The following is a 16,372-nucleotide window of genomic DNA, read 5'->3' as shown; positions in this document are numbered from 1 at the left end:
ACCACACCAGCGGTGCCATCGACGTATCAGCTCTCGCTGTCCTCGTCATCGGCACCGTCATCCTTGTTGGTGCCGTACTCGCCCTCTCCCTCATGCTCGATGACCGGAGAGTTCTCGTCGCAACTCGGCTCGATCATGAAGGTCTCGCGCACGTCCAGCAGCCCGAGCTCACCGATGGTACGGCGACCCAGCAGCATCGGGTAGTTCATCTCTTCCCGGTTGCGCAGGCTGAACTGCTCCTCGTGGATGGTGTCCCCCATGCACACCTCCATCAACACCACCAGGCGCTCGTCGCGACCGCCGGCGCCGCGCACCGTCATGTCGCGATAGAGCGGGCGCTCGAGCTGCTTCTTGAAGGTTTCACCGGTCTCCTCGTCCTCGAGCTCGAGGGCGAAACGCACCCAGGGTTCGCCTTCCTTGTCGAAGCGCTCGATATCCCGGGCATCCAGCGAAGACGTCAGCGCCCCGCTGTCCAGCTTTGCCTTCACTTCGACGTCCCAGGGCTCCAGGGTCGCCATCTCGACCCAGCCAAAGACGTCAGGGCCGTCATCGGCCAGGGCGCCGCCGGCCGGTGCCATGCAAAGGGGAAGCGCCGCCAGCGCCATCAGTCGGGCGGGGCCCGACAGCCATCGATTCCAGAGAGTCATCGTGCCATTTCCATGTGGAGGGCGTCCCGCCGGACGCCGATACGTCAGGCCCCTGAGTCAGGGGCCGCCTTGATGTTTTCAGGGCTGATTGATCGCTCAGTGGCTTAGGCGTTCGAGCAGGTTGAGCGTGGCGAAGCCGTCGGGCACCAGACCCTGGTCGCGCTGCCAGGCGCGCAACCCTGCCCGGGTATTGGGACCCATGATGCCGTCCGGGGTTCCCACCTCGTAGCCAAGCGCCTGAAGCCGCGACTGCAGCGTCTTCACCTGAGTACGAGAGAGCGGTTGCTCGTCACGAGGCCAGCCACCCTCGATGCCGGCGCGCCCGGCGATACGGTCGCTCAGCGAGGCCACCGCCAGGGCGTAGCTGGTGGCGTTGTTGTAGCGCAGGATGGCGCGGAAGTTCGGTCCCACCAGGAAAGCAGGACCACGCGCGCCGGCCGGAGTGATCACCGACGCCTCATCGAAGGCCGGCAGATCGCCACCGCCCAGCGGGCTCACACCCAGGCCGGCCCAAGCCGAGGCGCTCTTGCGGGTATCGAGCTCGGTCTGGGCGTAGTCGAACCCGGACGGCAGTTGCACCTCGACACCCCAGGGCTCGCCCTGACGCCAACCGGCACGATCCAGATAGTTGGCAGTCGACGCCATGACGTCGGGGATACTCGCCCAGATATCACGGCGACCGTCGCCGTCTCCGTCCTTGGCGTAGGCCACGAAACTGGAAGGAATGAACTGGGTGTGGCCCATGGCCCCCGCCCAGGAGCCCTTCATACGCTGCGGTGTGATATCGCCGGCGTCGATGATCTCGAGCGCTGCCATCAGTTCACCGCGTGCAAAGTCTCGGCGCCGACCGTCATAGGCCAGGGTCGCCAGTGCCTCCAGGGTCGAGAAGTCACCGAAGTTCTGGCCGTAGTTGCTCTCGATACCCCAGATGGCGGTAAGGACCTCGGCGGGCACACCGTAGTCGGCCTCGGCGCGGTCGGCCGCAGCGCGATTGGCGGCGAGCTTGTCACGCCCCTGGGTCACCCTGGCGTTGGAGACCGCGGTATCCAGGTATTGCCAGATCGGGCGCACGAACTCCGGCTGGGAGCCGTCGAGTTCGATCACCCGGGGACGGTAGCGCAGGCCATCCAGCGCGCGCGCCAGGGTCGCTTCGCTGATGCCTTCTGCACGCGCCTGATCACGAAAGCCGGCCAGCCACTGATCGAAGCTCTGGGGCTCGGCTGCAGCGGCGGCAGGGGCGGCCTGCCCAGACGCTTCGCCACTGGCGCTGGCGGTGACGCTTGCACCAGCACTGGCATTGGTACCGGCCGCGGCATCGCCGGAGGGGGCGGCGGAGGTACTCTGGCAACCGGCCAGGGTCACCACGAGAAGGGCGGGGAACAATCGGGTCAGCATGATGAAGCAATCCTTGGCGATCAATATGCGGGCATGATGACCCAGGACCCGCTGTCATACCAGCCAGTCAGGACACCAGAGCATCGCAAGATGTGGCACCACTACCACCAAGGTGAGAGCCACCCGCATGGGCAAGAGACCTCATACGGGAGGTCGAACAACGTGGTGAACTGGGCATCGCTCGTCCTTCCATACACCGGTGCCTCAATGCCCCAGTGCCTCAATGCCCCAGTGCCTCGTAGGAAGACGGCTGCAAGCTCAGCTCCTTCCAGTGGCGGACATAGCGTTCATCGGGGTCGTAGCGCCGGCTCTGTTCGTCGATATCGAAGATCCTGGGTTTGGCGTTGCGGCCCACTCCTGCGATGTACTTCCAGTTGCCCCAGTTGCTGGCAACGTCATGGTCGATCAGACAGCGTTCGAACCAGGCGGCGCCGTGGCGCCAGTCCTCCCCGAGATCGTGCACCAGGTAGCTGGCGACGAGCTGACGCGCGCGATTGGAGAGCCAGCCGCTGACCGTCAACTCACGCATGGCTGCATCGATCAGCGGCTGCCCGGTAGCGCCCAGGCGCCAGCACTCGAATGCCTGCCCCGGCGATGATGGAGGATCGCCGAACAGCGCTTTGCCTTCCTGGCGTGCCGCCCAGTGGAAGTACTCGCGCCATAACAACTCGTGATAGAAGTGGCGAGATGATGCGTTGGCGCCCCGCCGGTCTTCCCATTCACGCAGTGCTTCGAGGACCTGGGTCGCCGACACACAGCCAAGCGCCAGCCAGGGCGATAGACGGGACGAAAAGCCAGCGCCGATCAAACCATTGCGCGTCTGCTGATAGGTCGCCAGCAAATCGGACTCCCACACGACGTCGTCGAGACGCTGCCAGGCGGGCGCTTCACCGCCGACAAAGGCAAGCCCGGCGCTGTCGGGCGCGTCGTTCAAGGCGTCCGCTTCGCGTGACAATCGCTGCAACGAGGGCAGTCCGCGCGGCGCTCGCTCCGGCCACGCCGGCTGCGTCGCCGGGGCCGGACGACTGTGGCTTCGAGGAGACGCCTCGCCGAGACGACGCCGGAAAGCCGACCAGCTTGCCGGTACCTCATCCAACGTCATCGGCAACGTCTGCGACGTCCACAGCGTGCCCGCACCACGACGCTCCAGTCGACACTGCCTTGGCAGGCAGCGTGCCAGACGCTCAAGCTGGTCGTCCCCGCCTGCTGCCTCGCTGGCCACCACCCGTGTCACCTGATACTGCTCGGCCAGCCGGGCGACCAGCGACACCGGCTCGTCCACCGCCACCAGCAGGTCGCTACCCTTCTTCAACAGCGTCCCACGCAACTCCTTGAGACACTGCCACAGAAAGCGCAGCCGACGAGCGCCGATACCGGCCACGCCGTCTGCCGATGTGCCATCAAGCAGCGCCTCGTCGATCACGAACACCACCAGGCGCTCGCTGACCGAGGGCGCGATGTCCAGCAAGGGATTGTCGGCCAGCCGCAGTTCCCCACGCAACCACACCAGCTCTGTTTCCATGTCACGCTCCCGACAGGCCTGAGGATTCGCGGCACGCGCCCCGTGGGCACAGATCGTGCGCTACCGACGGAGGCATTGCCCTACTGCATAGCGATAATATATAGGCCTTGTACACTACATGTACAATTTTTAGAGCGCCTACGGCTATCACGTTGAATCCGCACGGGGCAGCGGTCCGTCCATCTTTCGGGTAAAGTGGGTCGGCGCTTCAGGGTGAGCTGAATCAACACCCCTGGCGGTAGGCCAAGGCATTGTGAGGGCTCGTGTTTTCAGACCATCGCGGCGCTCACCACGTTCAAGGACAGGCAGGATGACCGACAGATGACTTTGCTATGGATTCCCTTGCTCCCCCTTCTCGGTGTGCTGGTCCCCGCATTGACCGGATCTAGAGGCCGCCCTCTTTGCACCCTCGCCACGGCGGTCCTTCCCGCCATTGCCCTGGCCATGACCCTGGCCCAGCTGCCCGCCCTGGGTGCCGGGGATATCCCTCGGGTCTCCCTGAGCTGGGTGCCCCAACTGGGGCTGGACCTGGCCTTTCGCCTCGATGGCCTGTCACTGCTGTTCAATGTGCTGATCCTGGGCATCGGCCTGCTGATCATCCTGTACGCCCACTACTATCTCGACGCCAGCGAGAACTACGCCCGCTTCTACGCCTACCTGATCCTGTTCATGGCCTCCATGGTGGGCATCGCCATGGCCGACAACCTGCTGGTGCTGTGGTTCTTCTGGGAGTTGACCAGCCTGTCATCCTTCCTGCTGATCGGTTTCTGGTCACACCGCTCGGAGGCGCGCAAGGGCGCGCGCATGGCGATGACGGTCACTGGCGCCGGTGGCCTCGCCCTGCTGGCGGGCTTTCTGCTGCTGGGCGATATCGTCGGCAGTCTCGACATGCAGGTGGTGCTGGAAAGCGGCGAGACGATCCTGGCCGACCCGCGCTACCCGCTGATGCTGGTCCTGGTGCTGCTCGGCGCCTTCGCCAAGTCCGCCCAGTTCCCGTTCCACTTCTGGCTACCCCATGCCATGGCGGCACCGACTCCGGTGTCTGCGTACCTGCACTCCGCCACCATGGTCAAGGCGGGGATCTTCCTGATGGCGCGCCTGCATCCCGCCATCGCCGGCAGTGAGCTGTGGTCGGCCATCGTGACCGTGATCGGTATCGTCACCATGGTGTATGCCGCCTGGTTTGCTCTGATCAAGGCGGATCTCAAGGGTATCCTGGCGTTCTCCACCGTCAGCCATCTGGGCCTGATCACCGTACTGCTGGGCATCGGCAGCCCCATGGCGGTCCTGGCGGCGCTGTTTCATATCCTCAACCACGCCACCTTCAAGGCCGCACTGTTCATGTGTTCGGGGATCATCGACCATGAGGCCGGCACCCGCGACCTGGCCCGGCTGGGCAAACTGGCCAAGGCGATGCCGGTCACCTGCGTGGTGATGAGCATCACCGGCGCCGCCATGGCGGGCGTGCCGCTGTTCAATGGCTTCATCTCCAAGGAAATGTTCTTCACCGAGGCCCTCGAGACCCACGCCTTCGGTGGCCTCAGCCTGGTGCTGCCGGTACTGGCCACCATTGGCGGCGTGCTGTCGGTGGCCTATTCCGCGCGGCTGGTCCACGCGGTGTTCTTCTCCCCTCCGCGCCACGCGCCGCCCAAGACGCCGCACGAGCCGCCCCATCTGATGCGGGCTCCGGCGGAGCTGTTGGCAGTGCTGTGTATCCTGGTCGGCCTGTTCCCGGCGCTGATGGCCACCTGGCTGATGGCGCCTGCGGTCGAGGCGGTGCTGCTCGAGCCGCTGGAGTTCCACCTGGCCCTGTGGCACGGCTTCAACCTGCCGCTGGCGATGAGCGCCGTGGCCCTGGTCGCCGGCGTCATCACCTATATCCTGCATCGCAAGATTCGCCAGTTCGTGCGGGACTTCCCGCCGCGTGATGCCAGCCGTATCTTCGAGGGTGTCATCCAGTGCATCGGCGATCGCGCCGAGCGCATCACCGAATGCGTCGACAACGCCTCGCTGCAGCGCTTCATGACCCTGCTGCTGACCGCCTCCCTGGTGGTCGGCGCCATCGGTCTGGCCCAGATGGATACCCTGACCGGGGCCAAGGGCAACCAACCGGTGGACGGCGTGCTGCTGGTCGGCGCCCTGCTGCTGGTGTTCACCGGCATCGGTACCGCCATTACCCATCGCCATCGTCTGATCTCGCTGCTGATGCTGTCGGTGGTGGGCCTGCTGGTATCACTGACCTTTGCCCGCTTCTCGGCACCGGACCTGGCGTTGACCCAGCTATCGGTCGAGGTGGTCACCATGATCCTGCTGATGCTGGCGCTGTTCTTCCTGCCCCAGAAGACCCCTCGGGAATCCACCCCGGCGCGGGCGCTGCGCGACCTGGTGCTGTGTACCGGTCTGGGCGGGGTGATCGCCGGACTCAACTACACCGTGCTGACCCGCGACACCGAAAGCATCTCGGACTTCTTCCTCGACAACAGCGTGCCCGGCGGCGGCGGCCACAATGTAGTCAATGTCATCCTGGTCGACTTCCGTGGCTTCGACACCCTGGGCGAGATCACGGTGCTGGCGATCGCCGGTCTCGCCATCTTCAAGCTGCTCAACCGTCTGCGCCTGTTCATGCCTCACAGCGACAGCGAGGGACGCATCTGGGCACCGGACCGCTACCCGATGATTCTGACCACCATCTCCCAGACGGTACTGCCGCTGGCACTGCTGGTGTCGGTGTTCATCTTCCTGCGTGGCCACAACCAGCCCGGTGGCGGCTTTATCGCCGGCCTGATCACCGCGGTGGGGCTGATTCTGGTGTACATGGCCCGGGGCGTTGCCTGGACCCAGAAGCGTCTCGACTTCCCCTACCAGCCGGTGGCGATCCTCGGCGTCGGTGTCGCCGCCCTGACTGGCTTCGGCAGCTGGCTGTTCGGCGCACCCTTCCTGACCTCGTCCTTCGGCCATTTCCATATCCCGCTGATCGGCGATATCGAACTGGCCACCGCGATGCTGTTCGATCTCGGTGTCTATCTGGCGGTGGTCGGTGCGACCCTGATGATCCTGGCCAACCTGGGCAAGGTGACCACCCCCCACCGTCCGGCCAAGGAAGACCATGACGCGACGGAACGCGGCCTGCACCGCACCGACGACCCCACCCCCGACGGCAAGGAGACCGTGTGACATGGAAATGCTCTATGCCATAACGACCGGCGTGCTCGCCGCCAGTGGCCTGTATCTGATGCTGCGCGGCCGAACCTTCCCAGTGGTGGTCGGTCTGACGCTTCTCTCCTACGCCACCAACCTCTTTCTGTTCTCCATGGGCGGACTGACCACCGGTGGTTCCGCCATCATCGACGGCAAGAGCGACTACAGCGATCCGCTGCCCCAGGCGCTGGTGCTGACGGCCATCGTCATTGGCTTCGCCATGACCGCCTTCGCGGTGATCCTGGCGATGCGTGCACGGGGCGACATGGGCAATGACCACGTGGACGGGCGCAAGGCCGAGGACAAGGAGGAGCGACGCTGATGTCCCACCTGATCGTGATGCCCATCGTGCTGCCGCTGGCAGCAGCGGTGGCGCTGCTGCTGACCCGATTCGGCAATGCCACGCTCAAGCGTGGTCTCGGCCTTGCCACCACCCTGGCGCTGCTGGTGATCAGCGTGATGCTGCTGCGCCAGGCGGCCAGCGGCGAGATCCAGTACTACGCCCTGGGCAACTGGCAGCCGCCCTTCGGCATCATCATGGTGCTGGACCGGCTATCGGCACTGATGCTGTTCGTGACCTCGATGCTGGCGGTTGGTGCGGTACTGTTCGCCTGCGGCGGCGACGACGAGAAGGGCAGCAACTTCCACGGCCTGTTCCAGCTGCAGCTGATGGGAATCAACGGCGCCTTCCTGACCGGCGACCTGTTCAACCTGTTCGTGTTCTTCGAGGTGCTGCTGCTGGCCTCCTACGCCCTGCTGGTCCACGGTGGTGGCAAGGCGCGCATCCAGTCGGCGGTCCACTACGCCGTGCTCAACCTGGCGGGATCGGCGCTGTTCCTGTTCGCCGTGGGGCTGCTGTACGGGGCTACCGGCACTCTCAACATGGCGGACATGGCCCAGGCGGTGAGTCAGCTGCCGGGAGAGCGTCAGGGCATGGTCGTCGCCGGCGCTCTGCTGCTGCTGGTGGTATTTGGCCTCAAGGCGGCGGTACTGCCACTGTATTTCTGGCTCCCGCGGGCCTACGCCAGCGCGCCGCCGCCGGTGGCCGCCCTGTTTGCGGTGATGACCAAGATCGGCGTCTACGCCATCCTGCGGGTCTACTGGCTGGTCTTCGGCGACCAGGCAGGTCCCCTGGAGGCGCTTGAGCAGAGCTGGGTGTGGTGGCTGTCGCTTGGCACCCTGGCGATTGCCGGTGTCGGCGTGCTGGCCGCCCGCGACCTGCGCCTACTGGTGGCCTATCTGGTACTGGTGTCGGTGGGCACCCTGCTCGCCGGCGTCGGCATGCGCTCCCCCGTGGCGGTATCGGGCCTCCTGTTCTATCTGGTGCACACCACCCTGGTCACCGGCGGGCTGTTCCTGCTGGCGGACATGATCGGCGTCCAGCGTGGCAAGGCCGGTACCCGCCTGGTGCGCGGCCGGATACCGCGCAACGCCACGGCGCTGGGCCTGATGTTCCTGATCGGGTCCATGGCGGTGGCGGGCCTGCCCCCGCTGTCCGGGGCGCTGGGCAAGGTCATGCTGATGAACGCCGGCGACAGCGCCCAACGTCTCTGGTTCTGGCCTCTGCTGCTGGCCACCGGCCTGTGCGCCATCGTGGCGCTCTCGCGGGCAGGGTCCACCCTGTTCTGGCGCAGCCAGGCCAGCGATGACGGCGATTCGCTGTCCCCCTGGCAGTGGGCGGGCACCGGCTGGCTGCTGGCATCGTCGCCGTTGCTGGTGATCCTCGCCGGCCCCCTGGCCGGCTACACCGAGGCCACGGCAGAACAGTTGAGCGACCCGCAACCGATGATTCAGGCCGTTCTGATCGATCAGGGAGACGCCCAATGAACCGACGCACTCGCTCACTACTGCCGACACCGCTGCTCAGCCTGCTGCTGCTGGTCGTGTGGCTGTTGCTGGTCAACACGGTCTCGGTCGGTCACCTGCTGCTTGGCGGCTTTCTGGCCGTGCTCATCCCCTGGCTGACCTACCCCTTCTGGGACATGCAGCCCGGTGTAAAGAAGCCCTGGAAACTGCTGCGCTTCTTCTTCCGGGTGATCGGTGACATCGTGGTGGCCAACATGCAGGTGGCCTGGATCATCATCAATCCCTGGCGCCGCACTCGGCCCCACTTCGTCGAGTATCCGCTGATGCTCGAGGAGCGATTCACCATCACCCTGCTGGCCAGCACCATCACCCTGACCCCAGGAACGGTGTCGGCCAACCTGCGCATGGACGGCAAGACGCTGCTGATCCACGCTCTGGACGTGCGTGACGAACAGACCCTGATCCGCACCATCCGCGAACGCTACGAGCAGCCGCTGAAGGAGATCTTCGAATGCTAGACACCGCCTTGACCATCAGTTTGGCGCTGGTCTGCCTGGCGCTGCTGCTGAACCTGTTTCGCCTGACCGTGGGCCCGGACATGCCCGACAGGATCCTGGCGCTGGATACCATGTACGTGAACTCCATCGCCCTGATCATCCTGATGGGAGTGTGGCTCAACTCCAAGACCTACTTCGAAGCCGCGCTGCTGATCGCGCTGCTCGGCTTCATCAGCACCATTGCCGTCTGCAAGTATCTGCTGCGCGGCGATATCATCGAGTAACTTCGGGAGAATTCCATGTTCTACGTCATTCTCGAGGGGCTGATCTCGGTGCTGCTGATCGCCGGCGGGCTGTTTGCCTTCATCGGCTCGCTGGGCATGGCCCACCTGCGGGACTTCTACATGCGTCTGCACGGCCCGACCAAGGCCACCACCCTGGGCATGGGCTGCATCCTGTCCGGCTCCATGGTGTACTTCAGCGCCACCCAGGAAGGCACCCACCTACAGGAGATGCTGATCACCCTGTTCCTGTTCATCACCGCCCCGGTAAGCGCCCACATGCTGGCCAAGACTGGCCTGCACCAGCGCCTCAAGTATCTGGACAAGACCCGCGGCAAGCCGCTCGAATTCCGTGAGGAGGAGGTTGGGGATAAGCCGGTGCCCCACCCCGACCGAGACTAAGGCTTGTTCGAAAAGTGCCTGCGCTCGGTAATACGGCGTTAAAAATCAGGTCAAAATGCTCATTTACACCTCGTAAACTGCGCTTTCTCACCGATTTTTGCCTTGTCTAACCATCGCTCGCCGGCTTTTCGTACAAAGCCTGGGCATCATGCAAGCCAGACACGAAACGGGCAGCCCATGGGCTGCCCGTTCTGTGTCTGGCTATCGTGGCGCGAAAGGCCGAGCGATCAGATCCAGCCGCCCAGTTCGCGCTTGACGATATCGGCCAGCACCGCGATATGGTCGTCGCGATCGTTGAGACACGGAATGTAGATGAAGTGCTCGCCGCCGGCCTCCATGAAGGCGTCGCGGATCTCTTCCTCGATCTCTTCCAGGGTCTCCACGCAGTCGGCGCTGAAGGCGGGGGACAGTACGGCGATACTCTTGTGACCCTGACGCGCCAGCTCCGCCACCTTGTCGACGGTGGCGGGGCCCACCCATTCTTCAGGCCCGAACTTGGACTGGAAGGCGGTAACCACCTCGTCCTCGGCCTGCCCCAGCCGTTCGCGCAGCAGTCGCGTGGTCTTCCTGCACTGACAGTAGTAGGGGTCGCCTTCCTCCAGAAAGCGCTTGGGTACGCCGTGATAGGACGCCACCACCACCGAAGGCTGGTGCGTCTCGTTCTCCAGGCGTTCGCTGACCGAGGCGGCCAGGGCCTCGATGTAGCCCGGCTCGTCGAAGTAGGCCGGCACCGTTCGCACCGATGGCTGCCACTTGCGCTTCATCAGCTGACGGAAGAACTGATCGCAGGCGGTGGCGGTAGTGGGCGAGCCGTACTGGGGATACAGCGGGAAGAACAGGATACGCCGACATCCCTTCTCCTCCAGCTCCTTGAGCGCCTTGTCGGTGGAAGGATTGCCGTAGCGCATGCCGAAGCTGACCTCGATCGAGTCCCCCAGCTCAGCGCGCAGCCTCGTCGACAGCTTCTCGCTCTGGCTTCTGGTGATGGTCAGCAATGGACTCTCGTCCTTGTCGGTGTTCCAGATGCTGCGATAGGCCGCCCCGGAAGCAAATGGCCGGCGACTCAGGATGATCAACTGCAGCAGTGGCTGCCAGAGCCAGCGCGGATAGTCGACCACCCGCTGGTCCGACAGAAATTCGCTGAGATAGCGGCGCATGGACCAGTAGTCGGTATCGTCCGGCGTACCCAGGTTGGCGACCAGCACGCCGATCTTTTCACGTGCGACGGCGGGGTGGTCGACCGGCGCCTGCTCCGGGCGATGGGCCTCCACCACTGAGGGGGGAACGGACTGATCCATGAAGGTGACTTCCTCTTGGTAACGAATGCACAAAGCCTATCACCGGTGGGTATCAGGCTCGAATGAAGTGTTACTATGAAGAAGATTTGTACAATTTTTGGTGAACCCATGTCCAGATCCTTGATCCTGATCACCGGCGACCAGTTGAGCCTGGACCTCGGACTCTTGCAGACCACTGGCGACGACGACGTCGTCGCGCTGTGCGAGGTCGCCGAGGAAGGCCGCTACGTGCCGCATCATCCTCAGAAGATCGCCATGATGCTGTCGGCCATGCGCCACTTCGCCGCCACTCTTCGCGACAAGGGCTATCGCGTCCACTACAGCGCCCTCGATGATCCGGACAACGCCCATGGCCTGCTGGCGGAGGCGGAACGCCTCGCGCAAGCCTACGACTGTTCGCGGATTGTCACCACAAGGCCCGGCGAATGGCGGCTGCTGGATGCCATGGAGCGCCGCCAGGGCGGGATACCCTGGCAATGGGTCGAGGACGACCGCTTCTACTGCACGCCTGGTGAATTCGGCGACTGGTTGTCCCATCGCCGGCAGCCTCGCATGGAGGGCTTCTATCGACTGATGCGTCGCCGCACCGGCCTGCTGATGGAGGGCGATGAACCCATGGGCGGCCAGTGGAACTTCGACAAGGACAACCGACGGCCCCTGCCCCAGCACTACACGCTGCCCAAGCCTCCCCGCCACACCGTCGACGACTTGACCCGTGAGGTGCTGACACTGGTGGAGGAACACTTCGATGAACACTTCGGTCGTCTGGATGGCTTCCACTGGCCGGTCACCCGACGCCAGGCGCTGGTCGATCTCAGACACTTCATCGATCACCTGCTGCCGAGCTTCGGTGACGTCCAGGACGCCATCAGCGACAGCGATCCCTTTCTCTTCCACTCGCGCCTGTCCGCTCCCATGAACCTTGGCCTGCTCAGCCCGAGAGAGGTCTGCGAGGCCGCCGAAACCGCTTATCTCGAGGGGCATGCACCGATCAATGCGGTGGAAGGTTTTATCCGCCAGATCCTCGGCTGGCGAGAGTACGTCAGGGGCATCTACTGGACCCGTATGCCGGACTACAAGGGCTATAACGCCTTGCAGGCCCGCAGGGGTCTGCCCCACTTCTACTGGAGCGGTGACACCGGCATGCGCTGTCTATCCCGCGCGATCGGCATGACCCGGGACAACGCCTACGCGCACCATATCCAGCGTCTGATGGTGACCGGCAACTTTGCTCTGCTGTGCGACGTCAGCCCCGAGGCCCTGTGCGACTGGTACCTGGCGGTCTACGCCGACGCCTGCGAATGGGTCGAATTGCCCAATACGCTTGGCATGGTGTTGCACGCCGACGGTGGACTGATGGGCTCGAAGCCCTACTGTGCGTCAGGCAAGTACATCGATCGGATGTCTGACCATTGCCGCCACTGTCGCTATGACGTGAAAAAGACCCTGGGCGAAGACGCCTGTCCCTTCAACAGCCTCTACTGGGACTTTCTCGAACGTCACGCCGACACCCTGGCGAGCAATCCTCGCATGAAGCTGATCTATGGCTCGCTGCGCCGCATGAGCGATGACAAGCGCAGCGCCATGCGCCGCCAGGCCACGTCCTTTCTCGACAACCTGGCATGCGAACCGAGCTACGGTCAGGGTCCCCACCGCGACGGCTATCGACCTCAGGGAGCGAATCCATGAATCGGTTCGAGACACTCGCCACACCGCTTGCGCTGTTTCATGATGGTCAGTGCCCACTATGCCGCAAGGAGATCGCCTGGCTGAGGCGGCATCCGCGCAGCCGGCTGATCCACTTTATCGATATCCGCGACGACGATTTTTGCGCCGAGGCCTGGGGCCAGCGCTTCGATGACATGCTGGGCAAGCTGCACCTGCGCGACGCCACAGGTCGCTGGTTCATCGGCATGGATGCCACTCGCGCATTGTACGCGACGCTGGGTCATCGCCGTTGGGTGCAGCTAAGCAGCGTACCCGGTTTGCGTGGACTGCTGGACATCGGCTATCTGGGCTTCGCCCGACTGCGCCCCTGGCTAACAGGGACTCATAGGAAGCGATGAGGCAGGTCGACACCGCCAAGGGCCCTGGCAGCTTGCGCCAGGGACTTGTTCGGTGAACGTGGGTACATCAGTGGCAAGGCAGAGACGGCGAGACTGCCGTCGAGAGGGTTCCAGCACCAGGGTGGTGTGGAACGATGTCACTCAAAACACCAGGGGCATACGTGAGGCCAGCGGTTCGGCATAGTGGGCCTCGCGACCGATCACCTCGTCGTGGGCCACGTGCTGGACCAGGTAGGCGCGGTGGATACCGGCACGCTTGAGCTCCAGGTAGACGTCGTCCAGCGAGCGGAACAACACCGGCTTGCCGCGGCGGCAGAGCATCTTGCGGGCACCTTCCACGTCTTCCAGTTCGACCTGGTAAAAACGGCTGCCGGCATGGCCGATCACGCGAATCTCGAAGTTGTCGTGGCGGCCGACAAAGGCCTTGAGATCATTAATTTCCATCGTATCTTTCGCCTCTTTTCATCCTGTCGCGACGGGGGTCCTGTGGCCCCCGCCCTCCTTATGTGACGACACTACGGCGACGAGCGTGCCGATGATATTTCGGCAGACCATGACGCTCGTTTCATTTCCCTGTGCCGCGCATGTGACTCTCTGATCATGGCACAGCCTGGGCCCTTCGGGTGACATTCCCGTGACGGTGTGAAGAATTTCTCTGATCTGGATACATATTGGCCGTTTCGCGCGCACAGCGGGTTAAACGACCTCCATGATCGCGGCGGAGAAAAGGGGCTCTTCAGCGGCAGGCAGCGCCTTTGCGGGGGGAAGTGGAGAGCTTGAAGGAGGAAAAACGAAGGCCCGCGACACGAATGCTCGCGGGCGACGGATCCGGCGGTGAGGCTACTGGTAGTCGGAGGGATCGATGGCCTTGCCGAGGGAGTTGCGGTCGACCCAATTGCCGGCCTTGGTCTCCTTGTAGCGAAACACCACCTTGTCGCCGATCTGCACCGGCAGCTCGGAGTCTTCTGTCTGGTAGCTGTAGTCCACGCCGTCCACTACCAGGTGATAGCGATACAGGTCGGGCATGCCGAGCCATTCCTTGAACGGGCCTTCCCGCTCCACCGAGGTCAATTCGCCACGGGCTTCCAGCTTGGGCGCGCGACGGCGATTGCCGCGTCGAAATCCGCCTGCCATGTCAGGTCTCCTTCACTGTGTCTGTCGAAATCGCAAGGGGCGGCATTATACGAGCCCGTCGGTCAGGCTCAAGCACGTTTATTCGCCGAAGGTATCACCGTAGCTGTCCGGCGCCAGATCCTCGAAGCGGGTGTACTTGCCGATAAAGGCCATGTGCACCGTCCCGATGGGGCCATTACGCTGCTTGCCGATGATGAATTCGGCGAGTCCCTTGTTGTCGGGATTATCCGGGTTGTAGACCTCATCACGATAGACGAAACCGATCAGGTCGGCGTCCTGCTCGATGGCCCCGGATTCACGCAGGTCCGACATCACCGGACGCTTGTTGGGGCGCTGCTCCAGCGAGCGGTTGAGCTGCGACAACGCAATCACCGGGCAGCCGAACTCCTTGGCAAGCCCCTTGAGCGAGCGCGAGATCTCCGAAATCTCGCCGGTACGGTTGTCACCGAACCCCGGCACCTGCATCAACTGCAGGTAGTCGATCATGATCATCGCCAGGTTGCCGTGCTCGCGCACCACGCGACGCACCCGTGAGCGCATCTCGTTGGGCGACAGCGCAGCGGTGTCATCGATGAACAGTTGCTTGTCCTTGAGCAGGTTGACCGCCGAGGTCAACCTCGGCCAGTCCTCGTCCTCGAGCTGACCGGAGCGCACTCGGGTCTGGTCGATACGCCCGAGTGACGACAGCATGCGCAGCATGATCGAGTCCGCCGGCATCTCCATGGAGAACACCATCACCGGCTTGTCGCTGGACACCACCGCGTGCTCCACCAGGTTCATGGCGAAGGTGGTCTTGCCCATGGACGGGCGGCCGGCGACGATCACCAGGTCGGAGGGCTGCAGCCCGGAGGTCATGTCATCGAGATCGCGAAAGCCGGTCGACAGGCCGGTCATCTCGCCTTTCATGTTGAACAGCTCGTCGATGCGATCGACGGCCTTGGTCAGCAGCTCGCTCATGCCGATGGGGCCGCCGGCCTTGGGGCGGTCCTCGCTGATCTGGAACACCAGCCGCTCGGCCTCGTTGACCAGCTCATCGGCAGGACGCCCATTGGGGCTGAAGGCGCCGTCGGCGATCTGGTTGGCCGCCTGGATCAGCTTTCTCAGGGTGGCGCGTTCGCGCACGATGTCGCCATAGGCGCGGATATTGCTGGCCGAGGGAGTGTTGCGGGCCAGCTCCGCCAGGTAGGCGAGCCCGCCCACGGTGTCGAGCTGGTCGCGCCCCTCCAGGGCCTCGGACAGGGTCACCACGTCCAGCGGACGGCTCGACTCGGCCAGCGCCACCATGGCGTTGAACACCAGGCGATGCTCGTAGCGATAGAAGTCGTCGGCCACCAGCCGGTCGGCGATATTGTCCCAGGCCTGATTGTCGAGCATCAGGCCACCCAGCACCGACTGCTCGGCCTCCACCGAGTGCGGCGGAACCTTCAGCGCCGCGGCTTCACGATCGATGGTCTGGACGTCACTCATGCGCTTGTCTCTTCGCTGTTGTTCACGGCGCCATGCCACTGGATCCAGGCTGTGTCCGAAAAGTCGACGAGCGCAGCCACTCTCCAGACAAGCCTTAGTCTACCCGAAGCCGGGTCCGTCGCACGATCACCCGTGCGGGCGATCGCGAGCCACAAAAAAGGGCGCGGGATGTGACTCCCGCGCCCTTGCCACTGCCGTGGGAGACGACCTTACTCGGCCACCACCACCACGCGCACGGTGGCGTCGACGTCGGCATGCAGGTGCAGCACGATGTCGTATTCGCCGGTCTGGCGGATCGGGCCTTCCGGCATGCGGACTTCGCTCTTGGCGACGTCGATACCGGCGCTGGAGATCGCCTCGGCCAGGTCACGCGGACCGATGGAACCGAACAGCTTGCCTTCGTCGCCAGACTTGGCGACCAGAGACAGCTCGATGTCGTTGAGCTGCTCGGCGCGAGCTTCGGCTTCGGCCTTGCGCTCGGCGGCCTGAGCTTCGAGCTCGGCACGCTGGGCTTCAAAGGCAGCGATGTTGTCCTTGGTGGCCGGTACGGCGAGACCGTAGGGCACCAGGTAGTTGCGGCCGTAACCAGGCTTGACGGTGACCTTGTCACCGAGACCGCCCAGCTTGCCAATGTTGTCGAGCAGAATGACTTCCATCTC

At 64.0% G+C, this 16,372-nt stretch carries 16 protein-coding genes; 8 read left to right on the top strand and 8 right to left on the bottom strand.

What is annotated here, in order from left to right; translation table 11 throughout:
- Positions 1 to 26: 26 nt before the first annotated feature.
- The 3 genes from rloA3 to C6W88_RS02210 all read right to left on the bottom strand — a co-directional run bounded on the left by rloA3 (position 27) and on the right by C6W88_RS02210 (position 3,564).
- Entirely contained in the window at positions 27 to 605 is a 579-nt protein-coding gene (rloA3, locus tag C6W88_RS02220; protein WP_045992177.1) for a retropepsin-like aspartic peptidase RloA3, read from the bottom strand.
- 138 nt (positions 606 to 743) lie between these two features.
- Positions 744 to 2,042 (bottom strand): lytic murein transglycosylase, encoded by a 1,299-nt coding sequence (locus tag C6W88_RS02215; RefSeq protein ID WP_108131330.1) that lies wholly within the window; start codon positions 2,040 to 2,042, stop codon positions 744 to 746.
- 220 nt (positions 2,043 to 2,262) lie between these two features.
- Entirely contained in the window at positions 2,263 to 3,564 is a 1,302-nt protein-coding gene (locus C6W88_RS02210) for a DASH family cryptochrome (RefSeq protein ID WP_108131329.1), read from the bottom strand.
- A gap of 321 nt (positions 3,565 to 3,885) precedes the next feature.
- Between C6W88_RS02210 and C6W88_RS02205 the strand changes: the two genes are divergently transcribed.
- The 6 genes from C6W88_RS02205 to C6W88_RS02180 are packed head-to-tail and all read left to right on the top strand — an operon-like array spanning position 3,886 to position 9,748.
- Positions 3,886 to 6,738 (top strand): monovalent cation/H+ antiporter subunit A, encoded by a 2,853-nt coding sequence (locus C6W88_RS02205; RefSeq protein ID WP_045992126.1) that lies wholly within the window; start codon positions 3,886 to 3,888, stop codon positions 6,736 to 6,738.
- Position 6,739: 1 nt separating this feature from the next.
- Complete coding sequence (locus tag C6W88_RS02200) at positions 6,740 to 7,084, top strand: Na+/H+ antiporter subunit C (RefSeq protein WP_045992127.1); 345 nt, start codon at positions 6,740 to 6,742, stop codon at positions 7,082 to 7,084.
- Complete coding sequence (locus C6W88_RS02195; RefSeq protein ID WP_108131328.1) at positions 7,081 to 8,589, top strand: monovalent cation/H+ antiporter subunit D; 1,509 nt, start codon at positions 7,081 to 7,083, stop codon at positions 8,587 to 8,589. The genes C6W88_RS02200 and C6W88_RS02195 overlap by 4 nt, the downstream gene beginning before the upstream one ends.
- The gene (locus tag C6W88_RS02190) at positions 8,586 to 9,086 is read left to right on the top strand and encodes a Na+/H+ antiporter subunit E (protein ID WP_045992129.1); all 501 of its coding nucleotides are present in this window, start codon (positions 8,586 to 8,588) and stop codon (positions 9,084 to 9,086) included. Before C6W88_RS02195 ends, C6W88_RS02190 begins: the two co-directional genes overlap by 4 nt.
- Positions 9,080 to 9,349, top strand: coding sequence for a K+/H+ antiporter subunit F (locus C6W88_RS02185; protein WP_045992130.1), 270 nt, complete (start codon positions 9,080 to 9,082; stop codon positions 9,347 to 9,349). The genes C6W88_RS02190 and C6W88_RS02185 overlap by 7 nt, the downstream gene beginning before the upstream one ends.
- A gap of 15 nt (positions 9,350 to 9,364) precedes the next feature.
- The gene (locus C6W88_RS02180; protein ID WP_045992131.1) at positions 9,365 to 9,748 is read left to right on the top strand and encodes a Na+/H+ antiporter subunit G; all 384 of its coding nucleotides are present in this window, start codon (positions 9,365 to 9,367) and stop codon (positions 9,746 to 9,748) included.
- Positions 9,749 to 9,975: 227 nt separating this feature from the next.
- Here C6W88_RS02180 and hemH read toward each other — a convergent pair whose 3' ends face one another.
- A complete protein-coding gene (gene hemH / locus C6W88_RS02175) occupies positions 9,976 to 11,046 on the bottom strand; it encodes a ferrochelatase (protein WP_045992132.1) in 1,071 nt (356 codons plus the stop codon).
- A 108-nt stretch (positions 11,047 to 11,154) separates the two neighbouring features.
- Here hemH and C6W88_RS02170 point away from each other — a divergent pair, with 108 nt between their 5' ends.
- Both C6W88_RS02170 and C6W88_RS02165 read left to right on the top strand, forming a co-directional pair.
- The gene (locus C6W88_RS02170) at positions 11,155 to 12,735 is read left to right on the top strand and encodes a cryptochrome/photolyase family protein (protein WP_108131617.1); all 1,581 of its coding nucleotides are present in this window, start codon (positions 11,155 to 11,157) and stop codon (positions 12,733 to 12,735) included.
- Complete coding sequence (locus C6W88_RS02165) at positions 12,732 to 13,112, top strand: thiol-disulfide oxidoreductase DCC family protein (protein ID WP_108131327.1); 381 nt, start codon at positions 12,732 to 12,734, stop codon at positions 13,110 to 13,112. Before C6W88_RS02170 ends, C6W88_RS02165 begins: the two co-directional genes overlap by 4 nt.
- Positions 13,113 to 13,253: 141 nt before the next feature.
- On the opposite strand, the gene C6W88_RS02160 is transcribed toward C6W88_RS02165, so the two are convergent.
- The 4 genes from C6W88_RS02160 to rplI all read right to left on the bottom strand — a co-directional run bounded on the left by C6W88_RS02160 (position 13,254) and on the right by rplI (position 16,369).
- Positions 13,254 to 13,556, bottom strand: coding sequence for a DUF6482 family protein (locus tag C6W88_RS02160; protein ID WP_045992135.1), 303 nt, complete (start codon positions 13,554 to 13,556; stop codon positions 13,254 to 13,256).
- A 396-nt stretch (positions 13,557 to 13,952) separates the two neighbouring features.
- Positions 13,953 to 14,246, bottom strand: coding sequence for a hypothetical protein (locus C6W88_RS02155; RefSeq protein WP_045992136.1), 294 nt, complete (start codon positions 14,244 to 14,246; stop codon positions 13,953 to 13,955).
- 78 nt (positions 14,247 to 14,324) lie between these two features.
- Entirely contained in the window at positions 14,325 to 15,713 is a 1,389-nt protein-coding gene (gene dnaB / locus C6W88_RS02150; protein ID WP_045992137.1) for a replicative DNA helicase, read from the bottom strand.
- A gap of 209 nt (positions 15,714 to 15,922) precedes the next feature.
- Entirely contained in the window at positions 15,923 to 16,369 is a 447-nt protein-coding gene (gene rplI / locus C6W88_RS02145; RefSeq protein WP_045992138.1) for a 50S ribosomal protein L9, read from the bottom strand.
- Positions 16,370 to 16,372 lie beyond the last annotated feature (3 nt).

The organism is Halomonas litopenaei (genome assembly GCF_003045775.1).
Lineage (GTDB): Bacteria > Pseudomonadota > Gammaproteobacteria > Pseudomonadales > Halomonadaceae > Halomonas > Halomonas litopenaei.
The sequence above is the reverse complement of the archived record's forward strand: the minus strand, read 5'-3'. Positions and strand labels throughout refer to the sequence as shown.

Bases quoted from the DNA above. Each gene is read 5' to 3' on its own strand.
- C6W88_RS02160 (WP_045992135.1), bottom strand. From the start codon at position 13,556: ATGGAAATTAATGATCTCAAGGCCTTTGTCGGCCGCCACGACAACTTC.
- C6W88_RS02170 (WP_108131617.1), top strand. From the start codon at position 11,155: ATGTCCAGATCCTTGATCCTGATCACCGGCGACCAGTTGAGCCTGGAC.
- C6W88_RS02155 (WP_045992136.1), bottom strand. From the start codon at position 14,246: ATGGCAGGCGGATTTCGACGCGGCAATCGCCGTCGCGCGCCCAAGCTG.
- C6W88_RS02180 (WP_045992131.1), top strand. From the start codon at position 9,365: ATGTTCTACGTCATTCTCGAGGGGCTGATCTCGGTGCTGCTGATCGCC.
- C6W88_RS02165 (WP_108131327.1), top strand. From the start codon at position 12,732: ATGAATCGGTTCGAGACACTCGCCACACCGCTTGCGCTGTTTCATGAT.
- C6W88_RS02190 (WP_045992129.1), top strand. From the start codon at position 8,586: ATGAACCGACGCACTCGCTCACTACTGCCGACACCGCTGCTCAGCCTG.
- C6W88_RS02215 (WP_108131330.1), bottom strand. From the start codon at position 2,042: ATGCTGACCCGATTGTTCCCCGCCCTTCTCGTGGTGACCCTGGCCGGT.
- C6W88_RS02210 (WP_108131329.1), bottom strand. From the start codon at position 3,564: ATGGAAACAGAGCTGGTGTGGTTGCGTGGGGAACTGCGGCTGGCCGAC.
- rloA3 (WP_045992177.1), bottom strand. From the start codon at position 605: ATGGCGCTGGCGGCGCTTCCCCTTTGCATGGCACCGGCCGGCGGCGCC.
- C6W88_RS02205 (WP_045992126.1), top strand. From the start codon at position 3,886: ATGACTTTGCTATGGATTCCCTTGCTCCCCCTTCTCGGTGTGCTGGTC.
- dnaB (WP_045992137.1), bottom strand. From the start codon at position 15,713: ATGAGTGACGTCCAGACCATCGATCGTGAAGCCGCGGCGCTGAAGGTT.
- C6W88_RS02185 (WP_045992130.1), top strand. From the start codon at position 9,080: ATGCTAGACACCGCCTTGACCATCAGTTTGGCGCTGGTCTGCCTGGCG.
- hemH (WP_045992132.1), bottom strand. From the start codon at position 11,046: ATGGATCAGTCCGTTCCCCCCTCAGTGGTGGAGGCCCATCGCCCGGAG.
- rplI (WP_045992138.1), bottom strand. From the start codon at position 16,369: ATGGAAGTCATTCTGCTCGACAACATTGGCAAGCTGGGCGGTCTCGGT.
- C6W88_RS02200 (WP_045992127.1), top strand. From the start codon at position 6,740: ATGGAAATGCTCTATGCCATAACGACCGGCGTGCTCGCCGCCAGTGGC.